This is a genomic window from Paraburkholderia sp. JHI869, from assembly GCF_038900775.1.
GTDB lineage: Bacteria > Pseudomonadota > Gammaproteobacteria > Burkholderiales > Burkholderiaceae > Paraburkholderia.
On the sequence record NZ_JAYMSC010000006.1, the window covers coordinates 58,097 to 76,599 of the forward strand.

Sequence of the window (18,503 nt, forward strand, 5' to 3'; positions counted from 1 at the left end):
CACACCCTTCATCGATGCTGCAGGAAAAGGCTTTACGACACGCTGCCGCGGGCGTGCCCGGCGAGGGCAAGCGCCCGCACGCGGCTCGCCCGTTCCTGTTCATTTCCGATGTGCATCTGAATGAAGGAATTCCGCGTACGGTCGCCGCGTTCGAGCGCTTCATCCGGGTCACGGCCGATCAGGCCGACTCGGTGTTCATACTCGGCGACCTCTTCGAATACTGGATCGGTGACGACATGCTCACCGATCCGTTCCCCGCGCGCATGGCGGCGCTCATGCATACGCTCTCCGAGCGCGGCATCGCGCTCTACATCATGCACGGCAACCGCGACTTTCTGATGGGCAAGCGCTTCATGAAAGCCGCAGGTGCGATCTGGCTGCCCGACCCCATCGCGATCACCGCGTTCGGCACGCGCCTCGCCCTCTCGCATGGCGACGCGTTGTGCACCGACGATCACGGTTATCAGGTCTTTCGCAAGCTCGCGCGCAACCGGCTCGTGCAATTGCTGTTTCTCGCGTGGCCGTTTCGCTGGCGGCGCTCGATCGCCGAGCGCGCGCGCCACGCGAGCGAAAACAAGCGCAGCGGGCCGCGCCTGCCGAAGTACGACGTCACGGCAAAAGGTGTGGCGGCGCTCTTCAAGCGCGCGCGGGCGAACACCATCGTGCATGGTCACACGCACCGGCCGGCGCGCCACCAGGAGCCCGGCGGCACGCGTTGGGTCTTGCCCGACTGGGATCTCGATCACGGCAAGCCACGCGGCGGTTATCTGCGCGTGGACGCCGAAGGGTTCAGGGTCTTGCCGCTGGACTGAAGTGCAGCGCTTTTAGCGCCTCGCCTTGAGTACCTTCCTCGCGCCACGCCTCAAACGCGTGCGGGCGCCTTGTCTTCTTCTTCGCGGCTCGCCGCTTCGGCTTGCGGGCCGCCGCATTCCAGCCCTTCCGACAAACGCCGCAGTTCGGCAAGCGCCGCATCGGCGCCGTGCAGCGCCTCGAGACGCGCACCGAGCCGCTCGAGTGCGACGACGATGGCGTCGACGCGCTGCGTCTGCGTGGCTGCGTGGTCGATCAGACCGTGAATCGCGAGCGAGACCGGATCGTCGGCGTTGGGCGTGATGCCGTATGCGCAAAAGCCCTCGCGCGCCGAAGCCGGCCTGGTCTGAACCGGCGCGGTCTTCGCGGGCGCGACGACGCGCGCGGGGTTGCCCACCGCCGTCGCACCTTCCGGTACCGGCTTCACAACCACGGCGTTCGAGCCGATCTTCGCCCCGGCGCCCACGGTGAAGCCGCCGAGCACCTTCGCGCCCGCGCCGACGATCACGCCCGCGCCCAGCGTCGGGTGGCGCTTGGCGCCACGCGTGAGCGACGTGCCGCCGAGCGTCACGCCCTGGTAGATCGTGCAGTCGTCGCCGACCTCGGCCGTCTCGCCGATCACGACGCCCATGCCGTGATCGATAAACACGCGCCGGCCGATCGTGGCACCCGGATGGATCTCGATGCCCGTCAGGAATCGCGCGATCTGCGAAACGTAGCGCGCGAGCCAGCGGCGCTTCGCGCGCCAGCACGCGTGCGCGAAGCGATGCAGCACGAGCGCATGCAGACCCGGATAACAGGTCAGGACCTCCCACGCGCTGCGGGCGGCGGGATCGCGCTCGCGGATCGTGGCAATGTCTTCGCGAAGTCTCTTGAACATGGCAGTCACGCTAAAAACGTGTGAAACATGGGGAATGGCGGCCGCACGACGCCGCAGCGTGCGCGCAAGCGGCGCAGCGGCTATTGCAGCCGCGCGCATTTGCTTATGAATTTTTCGCCGGTTTTCAGCCGATTGTAGGCGCAAAGCCGATTTGAGGTCGGAAGTCCCCGTCGGCGGCAAGGTCGGACGCAGCGCCGGCGCAGAGGATCAGCGCTTCTCGCCCCGGCCTTCGCCTTTTCCCTTGAGCATGAGGATGTGCTTGGCGATGCCGCGCACGATATTGACCTCCTCGCGCTCGAGCCCTGAGCGGGCGAAGAGGCGCCGCAAGCGCGACATCAGCTTCTTCGGATTGGCGGGATCGAGGAACTCGAGCGAGATGAGCGCGTTCTCGAGGTGCACGTACATGCGCTCGATGTCGTCGCTCGTCGCGAGCGGCGAGCCGGCCGCAGGCTGCGACGCGCCGGGCGCACCGCCGGCCGCCGGCAATGCCGCAGCGGGCGCGCTCTCGCCGAGGTACGCGAGGCGCAGCTCATAGGAGAGCACCTGAACCGCCTGGGCAAGATTGAGCGAGCTATAAGCGGGATTGGCCGGAATGTGCGCAAGCGCGCTGCAGCGCTCGACGTCGTCGTTCGAGAGGCCCGTGCGCTCGTTGCCGAACACGAGCGCGATGTCGCCGCCGTGCGCCACCTGACGGCAGGCGTCCTGCACCGCCTGGCGCGGCGCAGCGGGCGGCGGCCCGTACTCGCGCGTGCGCGCCGTGAGCGCGAGCGACCATTGCACGCCCGTCAGCGCGTCGGCGAGCGTCGGCACGATGTGGGCGGCCGCGAGCACGTCGTCGGCGCCGCTCGCCATGGCCACGGCTTCCGGGTCGCAGTGGACCTGCGGCACGCGCGGCGCCACGAGCACGAGGCGCGAGAATCCCATGGTCTTCAGCGCGCGCGCCGCCGCGCCGACATTGCCGGGGTGGCTAGGCTCGACGAGCACGAAGCGGGTGGAAGTGAAACCGCCGCGCAGCGGCTCGTGAGCGTCGCCGGAAACCGGCGCCGGCGCGTGGGAAGCAGGTGAATCGGGGTGCGCCAAGATGGTTCTCTAACCGCGAAAAGGAGATTGAAAACGCTATGTTAGCGCGCCTCGCGCCGAGGCGATGGCCGCTCACGCGGTTCTCTGGCGCCTGGCGCGCAAGGCCGCCGCGTGCCGCGGTTGCACAGGCGGGCACGCTGGCCGAACGCCATATCCATAGAAATCCCGATATCCTGCCCGGGAGAAACCGTAGAACTGCCGATACTCGGGTAAAATGGCGGTTTCGCGCGCGTCGGGCGAATCGTGCAGCCGTGTTGCTGCCCGCCTGGCGCCCGGCAAGTTGCTGGCACGTTGTTGGCAAGCAGCGACGCCGCGCCCCGCTCTTATCCAATTCGTCTCCGTTGACGGGACAGGTTCCGCAGGTCCGTTTCGAGGCCCGCGCCCTGTCCAATCGTTAGACGCTTTTATCTTTTGCACCACCGGCGCGCATCACGCTTTCGCGCGAGCGCCGGACAACAAGGATCCTGGCTCATGCATCCCATGCTCAACATCGCTGTCAAGGCCGCGCGCCGCGCCGGACAGATCATCAACCGCGCGTCGCTCGACCTCGACCTCGTGCAGGTCGCGAAGAAGCAGCACAACGATTTCGTCACGGAAGTCGACAAGGCGGCCGAAGCCGCCATCATCGAAACGCTCAAGACCGCTTATCCCGACCACGCCATCCTCGCCGAGGAATCGGGCCAGTCGGAGAACGAATCCGAGTACCAGTGGATCATCGATCCGCTCGACGGCACGACCAACTTCATCCACGGCTTCCAGTACTACTGCGTCTCGATCGCGCTCGCGCACAAGGGCATCGTCACGCAGGCCGTGGTGTACGACCCGACGCGTAACGATCTCTTCACCGCCTCGCGCGGCCGCGGCGCGTTCCTGAACGACCGCCGCATCCGCGTGGGCCGCCGCGACCGTCTCGCCGACGGCCTGATCGGCACCGGCTTTCCGTTCCGCGAAAAGGACGGCCTCGACAGCTACTGCGAACTGTTCGCCGCAATGACCAACGCGTGCGCGGGCCTGCGCCGTCCGGGCGCCGCCGCGCTCGATCTGGCCAACGTCGCCGCCGGCCGCATGGACGGCTTCTTCGAGCAGGGCCTCAATCCGTGGGACGTTGCCGCAGGCGGCCTGCTCGTGACGGAAGCCGGCGGTCTCATCGGCAACTACACGGGCGATTCGGACTTCCTGCACGTGGGCGAAGTCGTCGCGGGCAACCCGAAGATCTACGCGCAGATGGTGCCGATCCTCTCGAAGTACACGCGCGTCACGAAGGCGGCGTAAGCGCCCATGCGCGTCAGGTCGAACCTGGCCCACGCATGCGCATCGAGCGGCTTCGGCCGCTTTTTTGTTTTATCTGCCGCCCCGCCGCACGAGGACCACGCACGCATCCGATGAAAAAAGGCTTCTACACGATCATCGCCGCGCAGTTCGTGTCGTCGCTCGCCGACAATGCGCTCCTCATCGCGGCGATTGCGCTGCTCACGGTAATTGCCTCGCCCGCCTGGGTGACGCCGCTGCTGCAGATCTTCTTCACGATCTCCTACGTGCTGCTCGCGCCTTTCGTGGGCGCGTTCGCCGACGCCCTGCAAAAGCGCCACGTCATGTTCGTCTCGAACGCGCTCAAGGCGGGCGGCTGTCTGCTGATGATCGCGGGCGTGCATCCGATGCTCGCGTACGGCGTGGTCGGTTTCGGCGCGGCGGCGTACTCGCCAGCAAAGTACGGAATCCTGACGGAATTGCTGCCGGCCGAAAAACTCATTGCCGCCAATGCCTGGCTCGAATCGGCCACCGTGCTCTCCACCATCGTCGGTACGATGATGGGCGGCGCGCTCGTTTCGACATACGCCGACCGTTTCGTCACGCGCCATCCGCTGCCGCTCATCCATTCGGCCGCCGACCTTGCGATGCTCGCCGTGATGAGCACGTATGTGTTCGCCGCGATCATCAACATCGGCATTCCCGACACGGGCGCACGCTACGAAAACCGGCTCAGGGAGCCGGCCCGGCTCATGGGCGATTTCACGCATAGTTTCAACGTGCTCTGGACCGACAAGCTCGCGCAGATCGCGCTCTGGGTCACGACCCTGATGTGGGGCGCCGCGGTCACGCTGCAACTGCTCGTACTCAAGTGGGCCGACGCGAATCTCGGACTCTCACTCTCGAAAGCCGCCGTGATGCAGGGCGTGACGGGACTCGGCATCGCGCTCGGCGCAGCCGCGGCAGCCGCATGGGTGTCGCTGCGCGCCTCGTTGCGTGTGCTGCCCGTGGGCGTGCTGTGCGGCGCGGTGGCGATCGGGATGGCGTTCTACAGCAAGGGCCTCTTTCCGCAGGGCGTTGGCGTGCGCTTCGGCACGTTCATCGTGCCCTTCTATCTGCTGTTCGCGTATCCGCTGATGGTGCTGCTCGGCGCGCTCGCCGGTTTTTTCATCGTGCCGATGAACGCGCTGCTCCAGCATCGCGGCGCGACGCTGCTTTCGGCGGGCCACTCGATCGCGGTGCAGAACTTCAATCAGAATCTCGCAGTGCTGCTCATGCTCGGCGCCTACGCGCTGCTGCTCATTGCGAAGATGCCGGCGCAGTGGATCATCGTCGTGTTCGGCGTGTTCGTTTCCACGATGATCTGGCTCGCCATGCGCCACAGTGCGGCAAACGCGCGCACCGTGGACATGCAGGCGCTGGTGGACGAATGATGGCAGCACCTGTGGCGGCGTTGGCCGAAAGGCTGGCTTTACATGCAATCGGCGCGCGTTAAACTCACGCCCTGAACCCCTAGCAAGACACCGAGGATGGCTACACATACCGCAGGCGCAGCCGACATCGCGCAACACACTCCCATGATGCAGCAGTATCTGCGCATCAAGGCCGACCACCCGGGCACGCTCGTGTTCTACCGGATGGGCGACTTCTACGAGCTCTTCTTCGAAGACGCCGAGAAGGCCGCGCGCCTGCTCGACCTCACGCTCACGCAGCGCGGCGCGTCGGCGGGCAATCCGATCAAGATGGCGGGCGTGCCGCATCACGCGATCGAGCAATATCTCGCGAAGCTCGTGAAGCTGGGCGAGTCGGTCGCGATCTGCGAGCAGATTGGCGATCCGGCCACGTCCAAGGGCCCGGTCGAGCGCAAGGTCGTGCGCGTGGTGACGCCCGGCACGCTGACAGACGCCGCCCTGCTCTCCGACAAGAACGACGTCTACCTGATGGCCGTCTGCCCTGGCCACAACCGCCGCGGCGTGACCGTCAACGTGGGCCTCGCGTGGCTCAATCTCGCCAGCGGCGCGCTGCGCCTCGCGGAAGTCGCGCCGGAACAGGTCGCCACGACGTTCGAGCGCATTCGGCCCGCGGAAATTCTCGTCGCGGAAATGCCGGCGGAGACCGCCGCCTGGGCGCCGCCCGCAGGATCGGGCGCGCTCACCCGCGTGCCCGCCTGGCACTTCGACGTCAGCTCGGGCAAACAACGACTGTGCGACCAGCTCGACGTGGCGAGCCTTGACGGCTTCGGCGCGCAAACGCTCGCGAGCGCGTGCGGCGCGGCGGGCGCGCTGCTGCTCTACGCGGCGGCCACGCAGGGCCAGCAGCTACGCCACGTGCGCAGCCTGAAGGTCGAAGCCGAATCGGAATACATCGGACTCGATCCGGCCACGCGCCGCAATCTCGAACTCACGGAAACGCTGCGCGGCACCGAATCGCCCACGCTCTGCTCACTGCTCGACACGTGCAGCACGGCCATGGGCAGCCGCTTGCTGCGGCACTGGCTCCATCACCCGCCGCGCGAGGCCGCGATTGCGCAAATGCGTCAGCAGGCCATCGGCGCGCTGCTCGAGGCGCCGCCGCAAGCAAGCGTCGATACGCTGCGTGGCGTCTTGCGCCAGATCGCCGACGTCGAGCGCATCACCGGGCGGCTCGCGCTGCTTTCCGCGCGCCCCCGCGATCTTTCGAGCCTGCGCGACACGTTCGCGGCCCTGCCCGCGCTGCGCGAACAGGTCGCAGCCGCTAGCGGCGCGGCCACGTCGCTCGCGCACATCGCCGAGGCGCTCGAACCGCCCGCCGAGTGCGCAGCGCTGCTGCAACGCGCGGTCGCGCCGGAACCCGCCGCCATGGTGCGAGACGGCGGCGTGATCGCACGCGGCTACGACGCAGATCTCGACGAACTGCGCGACATCTCCGAGAACTGCGGCCAGTTCCTGCTCGACCTCGAAACGCGCGAGCGCACGCGCACCGGCATCGGCAATCTGCGCGTCGAGTACAACAAGGTGCATGGCTTCTATATCGAAGTCACGCGCGGCCAGACCGACAAGGTCCCCGACGACTATCGCCGCCGTCAAACGCTCAAGAACGCCGAGCGCTATATCACGCCGGAACTCAAGACGTTCGAAGATAAGGCGCTCTCGGCGCAGGAACGCGCGCTTTCGCGCGAAAAGGCGCTCTACGACGCGCTGCTGCAATCGCTGCTGCCGTTCATACCCGACTGCCAGCGCGTGGCCGCTGCGCTCGCGGAACTCGACCTGCTGGCCGCGTTCGCGGAGCGCGCCCGCGCACTCGACTGGAACGCGCCCACGTTCACGGAAGCACCCGGCATCGAGATCGAGCAGGGCCGACATCCGGTGGTCGAAGCGCAGGTCGAGCAGTTCATCGCCAACGACTGTCTGCTTTCTGCCGAGCGCAAGCTGCTGCTCATCACCGGCCCCAACATGGGCGGTAAATCGACCTTCATGCGGCAGACCGCGCTCATCGCCCTGCTCGCTTACGTGGGCAGCTACGTGCCGGCAAAGCGCGCAAGCTTCGGGCCAATCGACCGCATCTTCACGCGCATCGGCGCCGCCGACGACCTGGCGGGCGGCCGCTCGACCTTCATGGTCGAGATGACCGAAGCCGCGGCCATTCTCAACGACGCGACGCCGCAAAGCCTCGTGCTGATGGACGAAATCGGTCGCGGTACGTCGACGTTCGACGGCCTCGCGCTCGCTTGGGCCATCGCGCGACATCTGCTCGCGCACAACGGTTGCCACACGCTCTTCGCCACGCACTACTTCGAGCTCACGCAACTGCCGGCCGAATTCGCACAGGCGGCGAACGTGCATCTTTCGGCCGTCGAGCACGGTCATGGCATCGTCTTCCTGCATGCGGTGCAGGAAGGCCCGGCGAATCAGAGCTACGGCCTGCAGGTCGCCCAGCTCGCGGGTGTGCCGGCCGCCGTGATCCGCGCCGCACGCAAGCATCTCGTGCATCTGGAGCAGCAATCGGCGGGGCAACCCACGCCGCAACTCGACCTGTTCGCCGCACCCGCCGCCGACTACGAGGACGAAGCACCGTTCGTGGAAGATCGCGCAGCGCCCGCCGTGGAGGAGGATCTTGGCGCGTCGCTCGTCGCACAGCGGCTGCGCGAACTCGATCCGAACGAATTGCGCCCGCGCGACGCGCTCGACCTGTTGTACGAACTGCATGAGCTGGCGACTGCGCCGGACGCGAAACGCTGAGCGTCGCCTCGCGACGCCGCCGCGGCCACCGCATCCGGCGGGCCGCGGCAGTCGCCGCTCGCGCTATCTGAAATTTATGCGCGGCGTGTCATGCGCGTTGATGCTGGCGTCGTCGCTGGCTTCACCGCTCGTGGCGCACGCACAGGCGCCACGCTATACCTTCGCGGTCGTCGCAAACGCGCTCACCTCCCAGTCCGAGGAAGCGTCGGCGCAGCGGCTCCTCGACGCCATCGGGCGCGATCCGCAAATTGCCTTCACCGTATACGACGGCAATCTCAAAGGTGCGCGCGAAACCTGTGCCGATCATTTATACGAGGGGCGGCACGACATCCTCGACGCGTCGCGTCCGCCACTCGTGTTCGTGCCCGGCGAACGCGACTGGGTCACTTGCGGCATGAACGGCACGGGCGCCTACGATCCCGCCGAGCGACTCGACTTCCTGCGTCAGAATTTTTTCTCCGAGTCCAACGCGCTCGGCCAAACCCCCTTGATGCTCACGCGCGAGAGCGAAGTCTCGCGCTTCCGGCCGTATCGTGAAAATGTGCGCTGGCAGCTCGGCGACACCGTGTTCATCGGACTGAACGTGCCGGACGGGAACAATCACTATCTCAATGCGGGTGGCCGCAATGGCGAGTTCGAAGACCGCGTGATCGCCAACGGCTTCTGGCTCGAACATGCGGCCGAGTATGCGAAGCGCCGCAACGCGCGTGCGATCGTCATCTTCATGCAGGGCAACGCGATGCCCGAGCATTACGAGCGCCCCGACCGCTTCGCCTGGCTGCGCTTTCGCCGCGCGCCGCGAGACGGCTATCTCGAGTTGCGCCGCAGCCTCGTGAAGCTCGCCGAGATTTTCCGTGGCCAGATCATCGTGGTGAACGCGGACGACTCGAAGCTCGCACACGGCTTTACGATCGACCAGCCGCTGCGCAACGATAAGGGCGTGAGGATGGAAAACGTCACGCGCATTGCGTTCTCCCTGCGCGATCCCATGACGCAATGGCTGCAGGTGGACGCCGACATGGCGCGCCGCACGCCGCTGCGCGTGAGCGTGCGCGATGTACCGAAACATCTGCCGCTATTGCCCACGCAGCCGTCGTCGAACCTGACAGGCGCAGGACCGTCGCCCGCGATGCCGGAAATGCCCGAAGTGTCGTCGATGCCGGACGTGACCGAGATTCCCGGCATGCCCCAATCGCCCGGCGTCGCGCCGGCGGCGCCAGGTGCACCGGGAACCGCCGTGCCCCCGGGCTTCCCGCCGGCCGGAAACGGCGCGCTGATGCCGACGTGGCCGACGCAGGGTGGCCAGAATGGACTAAATGGCAGGAATGATGCGAATGGCCAGAACGGCCTGAATGGCAACGGTGGGGGAAACAGCGGTGAAAGCAGCGGCGGTACGGGCCAGCTGCCCCAGTCGCAACCGCCCGGCGCTCCGGCGTCGGGCGGCTTCACGCATTGATCAGCGATTAGTGCAGGGTGGGTTTCGAGGCGCCTTCTTCGCCGTCGTCTTCTTCGTCTTCGTCCACGATTTCGAGGCCGTCCGCGCCATGCGCGTGCTCATGTTCGATTTCATCTTCGGTGGCTACGCGCACTTCCTTGACCGTGAGCGCGAAACGCAGCGCCATGCCTGCAAGCGGATGATTGCCGTCGAGCACGACCTTGTCTTCCGCCACGTCAGTGACCGTATAGATGAGCGTGTCGAGATCTTCGTCGCCTTCTTCTGGCGTGCCTTCGAACTGCATGCCGACTTCGAGCGGCTCGGGAAAGCGGTTGCGCGGTTCGATCTTCACGAGATCGGGATCGTATTCCCCGAAAGCGTCCTGCGGCTCAAGCTGGATCTGGGTCTCGAAGCCCGGCTCGTGGCCGTCCAGCACTTCCTCGATCTTGGGGAACGTGCCATCATAGCCGCCGTGCAGATAGACCATCGGCTCGTCGCTTTCTTCAATCAGATTGCCCTGCGCATCCGATAGCTTGTAAGCGACCGACACGACGGTGTCCTTTGCAATTTTCATTCGTTCCTCCAGATTACAGACCACATTATACGATGCCGAAGCGGTCCCCAGACCACCCGGTGGACGCGCGCAAGCAGCGCGCCTCCCTCCCCCTGGCATGCCCCGCGCCCGATGTTGCCACGCCGCTTCTGGGCGGCCTGACCCCGGCGCAGTTCATGCGCAAATACTGGCAGAAAAAGCCCCTCCTGATCCGCCAGGCGATTCCCGACATCGAAGCCCCGCTCTCGCGTGACGAGCTCTTCGCGCTCGCGGACAGCGACGATGTCGAGTCGCGCCTCATCACCCATTTTCGCCGCCGCTGGGCGCTCGAACAGGGTCCGTTCTCGCCCGACGAACTGCCCACGCCGAAGACCCGCCAGTGGACGCTCCTCGTGCAAGGCGCCGACCTGCACGACGACCGCGCGCGCGCGCTGCTCGAGCGCTTTCGTTTCGCGCCCGACGCACGGCTCGACGACCTCATGATCTCGTACGCATCGGACGGCGGCGGCGTCGGCCCGCACTTCGATTCGTATGATGTCTTCCTGTTGCAGGTTCACGGCAAGCGCCGCTGGCGCATTGGCGCCCAGCGCGACCTGTCGCTGCAGGAAGGCTTGCCGCTCAAGATTCTCGCGAACTTCGAACCTGAAGAAGAGTGGGTGCTGGAGCCCGGCGACATGCTATACCTGCCGCCGCATATCGCGCACGACGGCATCGCCGAGGGCGAATGCATGACGTGCTCGATCGGCTTTCGTTCTCCTTCCACGAATGAATTGACGAGCCAGTTTCTTTACTGGCTCGCCGAGCGCGGCGCCCACGACGACGACAGCAAGCCCACGCTTTATCGCGACCCCGATCAGCCGGCTGTTGCACATCCCGCACAACTGCCTCCGGCACTCGTAGAGCGTGTTGGCGGCGTGCTTGCTAAAGTGCGCTGGAGCGACGCCGACGTCTCCTCTTTCGTAGGCTCGTGGCTGTCTGAACCGAAAGCCAATGTTGTGTTCGACGCCCCCGAAAAACCGCTCGACGAAGCCCGTTTCGTTGCGCAAGCGGCAAAAAATGGGATAACACTCGACCGCAGGACAATCCTGCTTTACGATTCGCGGTCGTATTACCTGAATGGGGAACAGTACTTGCTCAAAGAGGCAAGAAAGTGGCTGCCGGCACTGGCCGACAGGCGCTCTATGGACGGGAAACGCTTTGTAACACTCTCACACGATTCGTGTGTGACAGCGTTGCTACACGAGTGGTATCGTGCGGGCTGGATTCGGACCGGGGTGCTTGCCTAAGCGCTTCGGACTGTTATACCGTACTAAAATAGTGCTTGTATGAGAAAGACAACGTATTGTCCCCGGATTTGTCGACGGTCGATACGAAAGTGCCTATAATTTCCGGCCAGGCCGTAGGGAAGATTCACGCTCTTGCAGTGCGTCTCCACCAGCGGCTCAGGTCGGTGTTGGGGCACATTTACCGGTATTATTTTGCGCTGTTGCTTACCTTTAACCATAAAAGGACGTGATCATGAAGAAATCCCTCCTCGTAGCATCCCTGCTGGCAGCTGTTGCACTCGCTGCGTGCAACAAGAGCAGCGACCAAGCTGCTGCGCCGGCTAGCGATGCTGCTGCCGCTTCGGCACCGGCTGCTGCTGCTTCGGATGCGGCTGCTGCTGCTTCGGGCGCTGCTGCTGCTGCGAGCGACGCTGCTGCTTCGGCTACCGCCGCTGCTTCGGACGCTGGCGCTGCTGCTTCGGACGCAGGCGCTTCGGCTCCGGCTGCTGCTTCGGGCGCAAGCCAGTAAGTTGCGTTCGTGCGACGCTCGCGCGGGACTTCGGTCCCGGTGGGCATCGCAGCGAACTGTCGTACGGTCTGCTGCTTGCGTCAAACGCGCTTCGGACATACGGCGGGCAAGCAAAAAAGCCACGAACTCACGTTCGTGGCTTTTTTGTTATGCGATGCGCATGAGGCTTAATCTGCCTCGCCCCGCTCCCCCGCCTCCTCGTTCTTCTCTTCGAAGAACGCCTGCACCACTTCGATCTCCCGGGTCCGCTTGAACGGCGGCAGGCTTTGCCAGATGCGGCGGCCATACGGCTTGTCGACGAGACGGGTGTCGCAAATCATCAACACGCCACGGTCAGTTTCCGCACGGATCAATCGGCCCGCCCCCTGCTTGAGCGTGATCACCGCCTGCGGGAGCTGGTGGACCGCGAACGGGCTCAGGCCTTTCTTTGCCAGCGCGTCGAGGCGCGCCGCCAGTACCGGATCGTCGGGCGGCGCGAACGGCAGCTTGTCGATGACCACGAGCGAGAGAGCGTCGCCGCGCACGTCCACGCCTTCCCAGAAGCTCTGGCTGCCCACGAGAATCGCATTGCCATAGGCGCGGAAGCGCTCTAGCAGTTCCGTACGGCTCGCGTCGCCCTGCACGAGCAGCGGCGTACTCCAGCCTCGTGCCTCGATCGTGTCGCGCAGCTTCTGGGCGATGCGGTCGACGGCGCGCAACGTCGTGCACAGCATGAAGACACCGCCGCCCGAAGCCTCGATCGCCGGCAGCGCCGCATCGAACACGGCGTCGGTGAACTGCGGCGACGACGGCTGCGGCATGTTGCGCGGCACGTAAAGCAGGCCTTGCGTGGGATAGTCGAACGGGCTCGGCAGCGTCATCGAGCGGCGCGAACTCAGGCCCATCTGCGCTGCGTAGTGCGTGAAGTCGCCGCGTACCGAAAGCGTGGCCGACGTGAAGACCCACGTGCGCGGCACGCCGGCGCGCTGCTTCGCAAAGATCGGCGCCACGGATAGCGGAGTTTCGTGCAGCTGCACCGTATGCGAGAACACCTCGACCCAGCGGACTTTCTCGTCCGCGTCGTCCGCCGCGTGGGCGCTTTCGTCCTGCCCATCGGCGTCGGCCTTGCGTGTGTCGCGCGCCGGCGCGGCGCCCTGCGGCACGGTCCAGCCCGCGAGGATACCCTGCAGCTCGCGCGCGCGGCGCAGGCAAGCTCCAATCGATTCGGCGCGCTCGGCCTGACCTGCGAGCGCCGTGGCAAGCGCGCCCAATTCGGTCTGCAGCGCATCGAGCGCATCGAAGAGCGGGTGATCTTCAGGCAACTGCGTGATCGACAGCCGCAGCGAATCTTCCTTGAACGCGAGGCGCACGTCGCGCGCGGCGCGCTCAAGCGCCGCACCGAGCTTGACCCACTCCACCGCATCGCGCGCGTGGCTCAGGCCTTCGGCCACGCAATCGCGCGCGAGTTCGAGGAACTGCGCAGTCGAGAGCGTTTCGCCGAAAAAGAGCGTAGCCGTTTCGGGCAGCTGATGCGCTTCGTCAAAGATGATCGTGTTCGCGCTCGGCAGCAGTTCGGCCATGCCGGTGTCGCGCAGCATGATGTCGGCGAAGAACAGGTGGTGATTCACCACCACGATATCGGCCTGCTGCGCCTCGCGGCGCGCCTGCATCACGAAGCAGTCCTTATAATGCGGACACTCCTGGCCAAGACAGTTATCGCGCGTCGATGTGACCATCGACCACACGGCCGCGGTCTCAGGCACGCTCGCAAGCTCGGCCTTGTCGCCCGAGCGCGTGATCTTCGCGAAGCGCACGATTTCCTGCAGATACGCGGTTTCCTGGCGCGACGGCAGCCGGCCATTATCGGCGGTGCGCTGCAGGTAGTAGTGACACAGATAGTTCGCGCGGCCCTTGAGCATCGCGACGCTCACAGGCACCGCGAGGGCGTCGCGCACCGTGGGTATATCGCGCGCGAAAAGCTGGTCCTGCAAGTGCTTCGTGCCCGTCGAGACGACCACCTTGCCACCCCACAGCATCGCTGGCACGAGGTACGCGTAGGTCTTGCCGGTGCCCGTGCCCGCCTCGACGATCAGCGTGTTGTCGCCGTTCTCGGCTGCGGCGCGCGCCGCTTCCTCCGCGCCAGACTGCGCCGGCGCCGGCGCGCCGCGCTCGACCCGCCGCGCCGGGCGCGACTGGAGTTCGAACATCGCCGGGTCGGGCTGGGATTGCGCGGCGGCTTCCATCGCGGCCGCGACCGCGCGCGCCATTTCGATCTGCGCTGCGCGCGGGCGATAGCCGTCGATCTCGCGGGCGAGCAAGCCGTCGGCCGCGAAGAGCTCTTCGAGCTCGGCGACGCGGCGGGCGCTCAACATGGGTGCTGCGGCAGTTTGCGCCGCACGCGCGTCGGCCTCCGGCGCGCCGCCTTCGCGCGCGGGCCGGGAACGGGAAACGGTCGTTGAATTCAAGGCAAGCGGTTCCTGCTCGGTCCGGAACGGCGCAACGCGCCGACTGCCGCGCCCCGGCGCCTGCCAGGACCCGGGATCAGGCGTGCCCGTCCGAAGTCTTCGTTGAATCGGGGTCCAGCTGCAGTTGCAACAGGAGGATGTTGTCCTTGACCTTGAGCTTGCGCTTCTTCAGCCTCTGCAGTTCGAGATCGTCATAGTCCGGGGTGTCGGACATCCTGTCTATCAGGCGGTCCAGATCGCCATGTTCCGATTCCAGCTGCAGAATGCGGTCACGAAGGACCTCGGTCTTGACTTCACGATGCTCGCGCATGCTCGCCTCCTCGACATATGCGGCGCGCGCTTGCGAAGGACGACGCGCCTGAGGTTGCAGTCCGGCTGAAAAAGCGTGCTACTCGTGCTACTGGTCCTGCTGTTCTTCCTGCTGCTGCTTTTGCTGTTGCTGCTGCTGTTGTTCTTGTTGCTGCTTTTGCTGCGCCTTCTCGGCCGCCTGTTTCTGACGCTCTTCGACGTCGGCCTTATGCTTCGCCGCGTCTTCCTGCTTCTGCGTGTAGCGCTGGGCCTTGTCGGCGCGTTCCTGAGCCTTTTGCTCGCCCTGGCGGCGCGCTTCGTCCAGCTGGTTCTGGTAGTTCGCCTGCTTCTGGTCGTACGCCGCCTGGTTCGCGTTGCGCTGCGATTGCTCGCCCTGACGCTGTGCCTCTGCCAGCGCATGCTGCCGCTGCTTGTCCTGATACGCCTGCTCGTTCGCCGCACGCTGCGGCGCCTCGGCCTGGCGCTGCGCCTGATCGAGCGCGTGTTGCTGCTGCTTCTGCTCAAACGCCTGTGCGCTAGCCGCTTCGTTGGCGGCGCGCTGCGGCGCATTGGCTTCGTCCTGCGCACGCTGCAATGCGGCCTGCTGGTCACGCTGCTGCGCGTGCGCGGCACGTTTTTCGTCGTCGAGCGCCAGTTGCTCGCGGCGGATATCGGCCTGCACGACACGCATCTTGTCGCGCGCCTTGCCGATGCAATGATTCACGAAGAACGTGCTGTAGCAGTTGTGCTGCGCGACTGCATACTGATAGTCGTTCTCCGCGCTACGACGGTCCAGCACCTGTTGCCGCGCGTCGAAATCGCTCTGCTGCGACGCCGGCGCGCCGGCCTCCCCCACCACACCAGACGCTGCAAGCGGCGCGTTGCCCAAAGCCGCTGGCTGCACCGGCGCACTTGCCGCGCCTTGCTGCTGCAGCGGCCCGGACACCCCGACCGCCTGCGCGAGGGCCGGAACGCTCGCCCCCAGACTCAACGCGATGGCACAAATTGCCCCAAGAGCGGGGAACCGCCGAGTGACGCCAACAGGCGTGCGAAACTGGGCAAGGGGCAAATCGGGGGAGAAGCGGGAGGTCGTCAACGTCTTCTATGGTCAGCGGAACATGGCTGAAATTCTAACACCCCCCGGGTTGAGCGCTCGGCCATTTATGGCAAAATGCCCCGCTCCACCGGCCGGCGGACGCACCCGGCAACGTGCCTTTCTGCACACCGGGCGCCCCGGGCGTTCGAGCCCGCACCGGCCGCCGGACCGCAAACCCGGACCGCAATCCGATCCTCGCAGGAATATCCAGACCCTATGACGGAAACCGTAGCACTCAAGATCGTCCAGCGTATCGCCACTGAACTGAGCGTGCAGCCGCGCCAGGTCGCAGCCGCCGTGCAGCTTCTCGACGAAGGCTCGACCGTTCCGTTCATCGCCCGCTACCGCAAGGAAGTCACGGGCAATCTCGACGATACGCAACTGCGTACGCTCGAAGAACGCCTGCTCTATCTGCGCGAACTCGAAGACCGCCGCGCGACGATCCTCGCGAGCATCGAGGAACAAGGCAAGCTCACCGATGAATTGCGCAGCGCCATCGAAGCCGCCGACAGCAAGCAGGTCCTGGAAGACCTCTATCTGCCGTACAAGCCCAAGCGCCGCACGCGCGCGCAGATCGCACGCGAAGCCGGCCTGCAGCCGCTCGCCGACGCGCTGCTCGCGAACCCGCTGCTCGACCCGCAAACGGAAGCGGCACAGTACGTGGACGCCGAGAAGGGCGTCGCCGACGTGAAGGCCGCGCTCGACGGCGCGCGCGACATCCTCTCCGAGCAGTTCGGCGAAACGGCCGAGCTGCTGGGCAAGCTGCGCGACTGGCTGTTCAACCAGGGCGTGGTGATGTCGAGCGTGGTCGAAGGCAAGGAAAACGAGGAAGGCGAGAAGTTCCGCGACTACTACGACTATTCCGAGACCATCAAGACCGTGCCGTCGCACCGCGCGCTCGCGCTGTTCCGCGGCCGCAACGCCGGCGTGCTGATGGTCAAGCTCGGTCTGGGCGGCGAGCTGGACGCGCAGGTGCCGCATCCGGGCGAAGCGATGATCGCGCGCCACTTCGGCATTGCGAACCAGAACCGCCCGGCCGACAAATGGCTCTCCGACGTGTGCCGCTGGTGCTGGCGCGTGAAGGTGCAGCCGCATATCGAAAACGAGCTGCTCACGAACCTGCGCGAACAGGCCGAAAACGAAGCGATCCGCGTGTTCGCGCGCAATCTCAAGGATCTGCTGCTTGCCGCGCCGGCTGGCCCGAAGGCCGTGATCGGCCTCGATCCGGGCCTGCGCACAGGCGTGAAGGTCGCCGTGGTCGACCGCACGGGCAAGCTGCTCGCCACCGACACGATCTACCCGCACGAACCGCGTCGCGACTGGGACGGCTCGCTTGCGAAGCTCGCGCGCATCGCCGCGCAGACGCAAGCGGAACTCATCAGCATCGGCAACGGCACGGCCTCGCGTGAAACCGACAAGCTCGCGAGCGAACTGATCTCGAAGCACCCGGAGCTTAAGCTGCAGAAGATCGTGGTTTCCGAAGCCGGGGCATCGGTTTATTCGGCGTCCGAACTGGCCGCGAAGGAATTCCCCGAGCTCGACGTTTCGCTGCGCGGCGCCGTATCGATTGCCCGCCGTCTGCAAGACCCGCTCGCCGAACTCGTGAAGATCGAGCCGAAGGCGATTGGCGTGGGTCAGTATCAGCACGACGTGAACCAGCGCGAACTCGCACGTTCGCTCGACGCCGTGGTCGAAGATTGCGTGAACGCCGTGGGCGTCGATGCGAACACGGCCTCCGTTGCGCTGCTCGCGCGCGTGTCGGGTCTGAACTCGACACTCGCGCGCAATATCGTCGATTTCCGCGACGCGAACGGCCCCTTCCCTTCGCGCGAGCATCTGAAGAAGGTGCCGCGTCTGGGCGACAAGACCTTCGAGCAAGCCGCCGGCTTCCTGCGCATCAACGGCGGCGACAATCCGCTCGATCGTTCGTCGGTGCACCCGGAAGCGTACCCCGTCGTCGAGCGCATGCTTGCGAAGATCAAGCGCACGATCGGCGACGTGCTCGGCAGCCGCGAAGCGCTTTCGGGCCTCGCGCCCACCGAGTTTGTGGATGAACGTTTCGGTCTGCCGACGGTGCGCGACATCCTGAGCGAGCTGGAAAAGCCGGGCCGCGATCCGCGCCCCGAGTTCAAGACGGCAACGTTCCGCGATGGCGTCGAGAAGGTGTCCGACCTCGTGCCGGGCATGCTGCTCGAAGGCGTCGTAACGAACGTCGCCGCGTTCGGCGCGTTCATCGACGTGGGCGTGCATCAGGACGGGCTCGTACACGTCTCCGCCCTGTCGACGAAGTTCATCAAGGACCCGCACGAAGTCGTGAAGGCCGGCCAGGTCGTGAAGGTGAAGGTGCTAGACGTCGACGTGAAGCGTCAGCGCATCGCACTCACGATGCGCCTGGACGACGACCCCGCGAGCGCCGGCGCGCCGCGCAGCGGCGGCAGCGCGGGACAGTCCGGCAACCGCGACAATCGCGGCGGTGGCAATCGCGATAACCGCGGCGGCCAGCGTTCGCGCGATGCGGAACCGGCAGGCGCAATGGCGGCGGCATTCGCGAAGCTCAAGCAACGCTGATGTCCGCATGACTTAACGTGGGCCGCCGCGGCTCACGTTGCATGCGCAACAAAAAAGGCACCCTCGGGTGCCTTTTTTGTTGCCGACGGA

14 protein-coding genes are annotated in these 18,503 nt (G+C 65.8%); 8 read left to right on the top strand and 6 right to left on the bottom strand.

The features are described 5' to 3' along the window. Positions 1 to 14: 14 nt before the first annotated feature. On the top strand, positions 15 to 812 hold the full coding sequence (locus tag VSR72_RS13085; RefSeq protein WP_342952778.1) for a UDP-2,3-diacylglucosamine diphosphatase: 798 nt from the start codon (positions 15 to 17) through the stop codon (positions 810 to 812). A 50-nt stretch (positions 813 to 862) separates the two neighbouring features. Here VSR72_RS13085 and cysE read toward each other — a convergent pair whose 3' ends face one another. Together cysE and VSR72_RS13095 are read right to left on the bottom strand one after the other, a co-directional pair. Beyond that, positions 863 to 1,690, bottom strand: a complete 828-nt coding sequence (gene cysE, locus VSR72_RS13090) for a serine O-acetyltransferase (RefSeq protein WP_342952779.1) — start codon at positions 1,688 to 1,690, stop codon at positions 863 to 865. Between the two features lie 207 nt (positions 1,691 to 1,897). Next, positions 1,898 to 2,704 carry an RNA methyltransferase gene (locus tag VSR72_RS13095; protein WP_342952973.1) on the bottom strand — a complete coding sequence of 269 codons (807 nt, stop codon included), beginning with the start codon at positions 2,702 to 2,704 and terminating at the stop codon, positions 1,898 to 1,900. A 537-nt stretch (positions 2,705 to 3,241) separates the two neighbouring features. On the opposite strand from VSR72_RS13095, the gene VSR72_RS13100 reads away from it, so the two are divergent. The 4 genes from VSR72_RS13100 (at position 3,242) to VSR72_RS13115 (ending at position 9,691) form a co-directional block, all read left to right on the top strand. Continuing rightward, positions 3,242 to 4,042, top strand: coding sequence for an inositol monophosphatase family protein (locus VSR72_RS13100; RefSeq protein ID WP_342952780.1), 801 nt, complete (start codon positions 3,242 to 3,244; stop codon positions 4,040 to 4,042). Between the two features lie 110 nt (positions 4,043 to 4,152). Next, a complete protein-coding gene (gene lplT / locus VSR72_RS13105) occupies positions 4,153 to 5,451 on the top strand; it encodes a lysophospholipid transporter LplT (RefSeq protein WP_342952781.1) in 1,299 nt (432 codons plus the stop codon). A 96-nt stretch (positions 5,452 to 5,547) separates the two neighbouring features. Beyond that, entirely contained in the window at positions 5,548 to 8,235 is a 2,688-nt protein-coding gene (gene mutS, locus VSR72_RS13110; protein WP_342952782.1) for a DNA mismatch repair protein MutS, read from the top strand. 100 nt (positions 8,236 to 8,335) lie between these two features. Beyond that, positions 8,336 to 9,691, top strand: a complete 1,356-nt coding sequence (locus VSR72_RS13115) for a hypothetical protein (protein WP_342952783.1) — start codon at positions 8,336 to 8,338, stop codon at positions 9,689 to 9,691. Positions 9,692 to 9,698: 7 nt separating this feature from the next. Here VSR72_RS13115 and VSR72_RS13120 read toward each other — a convergent pair whose 3' ends face one another. Beyond that, on the bottom strand, positions 9,699 to 10,244 hold the full coding sequence (locus VSR72_RS13120; protein ID WP_342952784.1) for a peptidylprolyl isomerase: 546 nt from the start codon (positions 10,242 to 10,244) through the stop codon (positions 9,699 to 9,701). Positions 10,245 to 10,276: 32 nt separating this feature from the next. Between VSR72_RS13120 and VSR72_RS13125 the strand changes: the two genes are divergently transcribed. Together VSR72_RS13125 and VSR72_RS13130 are read left to right on the top strand one after the other, a co-directional pair. Further along, positions 10,277 to 11,509 carry a cupin domain-containing protein gene (locus VSR72_RS13125; RefSeq protein WP_342952785.1) on the top strand — a complete coding sequence of 411 codons (1,233 nt, stop codon included), beginning with the start codon at positions 10,277 to 10,279 and terminating at the stop codon, positions 11,507 to 11,509. Between the two features lie 232 nt (positions 11,510 to 11,741). Next, entirely contained in the window at positions 11,742 to 12,017 is a 276-nt protein-coding gene (locus tag VSR72_RS13130) for a hypothetical protein (protein ID WP_112172866.1), read from the top strand. A gap of 167 nt (positions 12,018 to 12,184) precedes the next feature. Here VSR72_RS13130 and VSR72_RS13135 read toward each other — a convergent pair whose 3' ends face one another. The 3 genes from VSR72_RS13135 to VSR72_RS13145 all read right to left on the bottom strand — a co-directional run bounded on the left by VSR72_RS13135 (position 12,185) and on the right by VSR72_RS13145 (position 15,818). Then, the gene (locus VSR72_RS13135; RefSeq protein WP_342952786.1) at positions 12,185 to 14,461 is read right to left on the bottom strand and encodes an ATP-dependent DNA helicase; all 2,277 of its coding nucleotides are present in this window, start codon (positions 14,459 to 14,461) and stop codon (positions 12,185 to 12,187) included. A gap of 76 nt (positions 14,462 to 14,537) precedes the next feature. After that, positions 14,538 to 14,771, bottom strand: a complete 234-nt coding sequence (locus VSR72_RS13140) for a DUF465 domain-containing protein (protein WP_028204122.1) — start codon at positions 14,769 to 14,771, stop codon at positions 14,538 to 14,540. Between the two features lie 87 nt (positions 14,772 to 14,858). Beyond that, the gene (locus tag VSR72_RS13145; protein WP_342952974.1) at positions 14,859 to 15,818 is read right to left on the bottom strand and encodes a colicin transporter; all 960 of its coding nucleotides are present in this window, start codon (positions 15,816 to 15,818) and stop codon (positions 14,859 to 14,861) included. A gap of 243 nt (positions 15,819 to 16,061) precedes the next feature. On the opposite strand from VSR72_RS13145, the gene VSR72_RS13150 reads away from it, so the two are divergent. After that, positions 16,062 to 18,413: a Tex family protein gene (locus tag VSR72_RS13150; RefSeq protein ID WP_342952787.1), complete on the top strand. Its 2,352-nt coding sequence runs from the start codon at positions 16,062 to 16,064 to the stop codon at positions 18,411 to 18,413. Positions 18,414 to 18,503 lie beyond the last annotated feature (90 nt).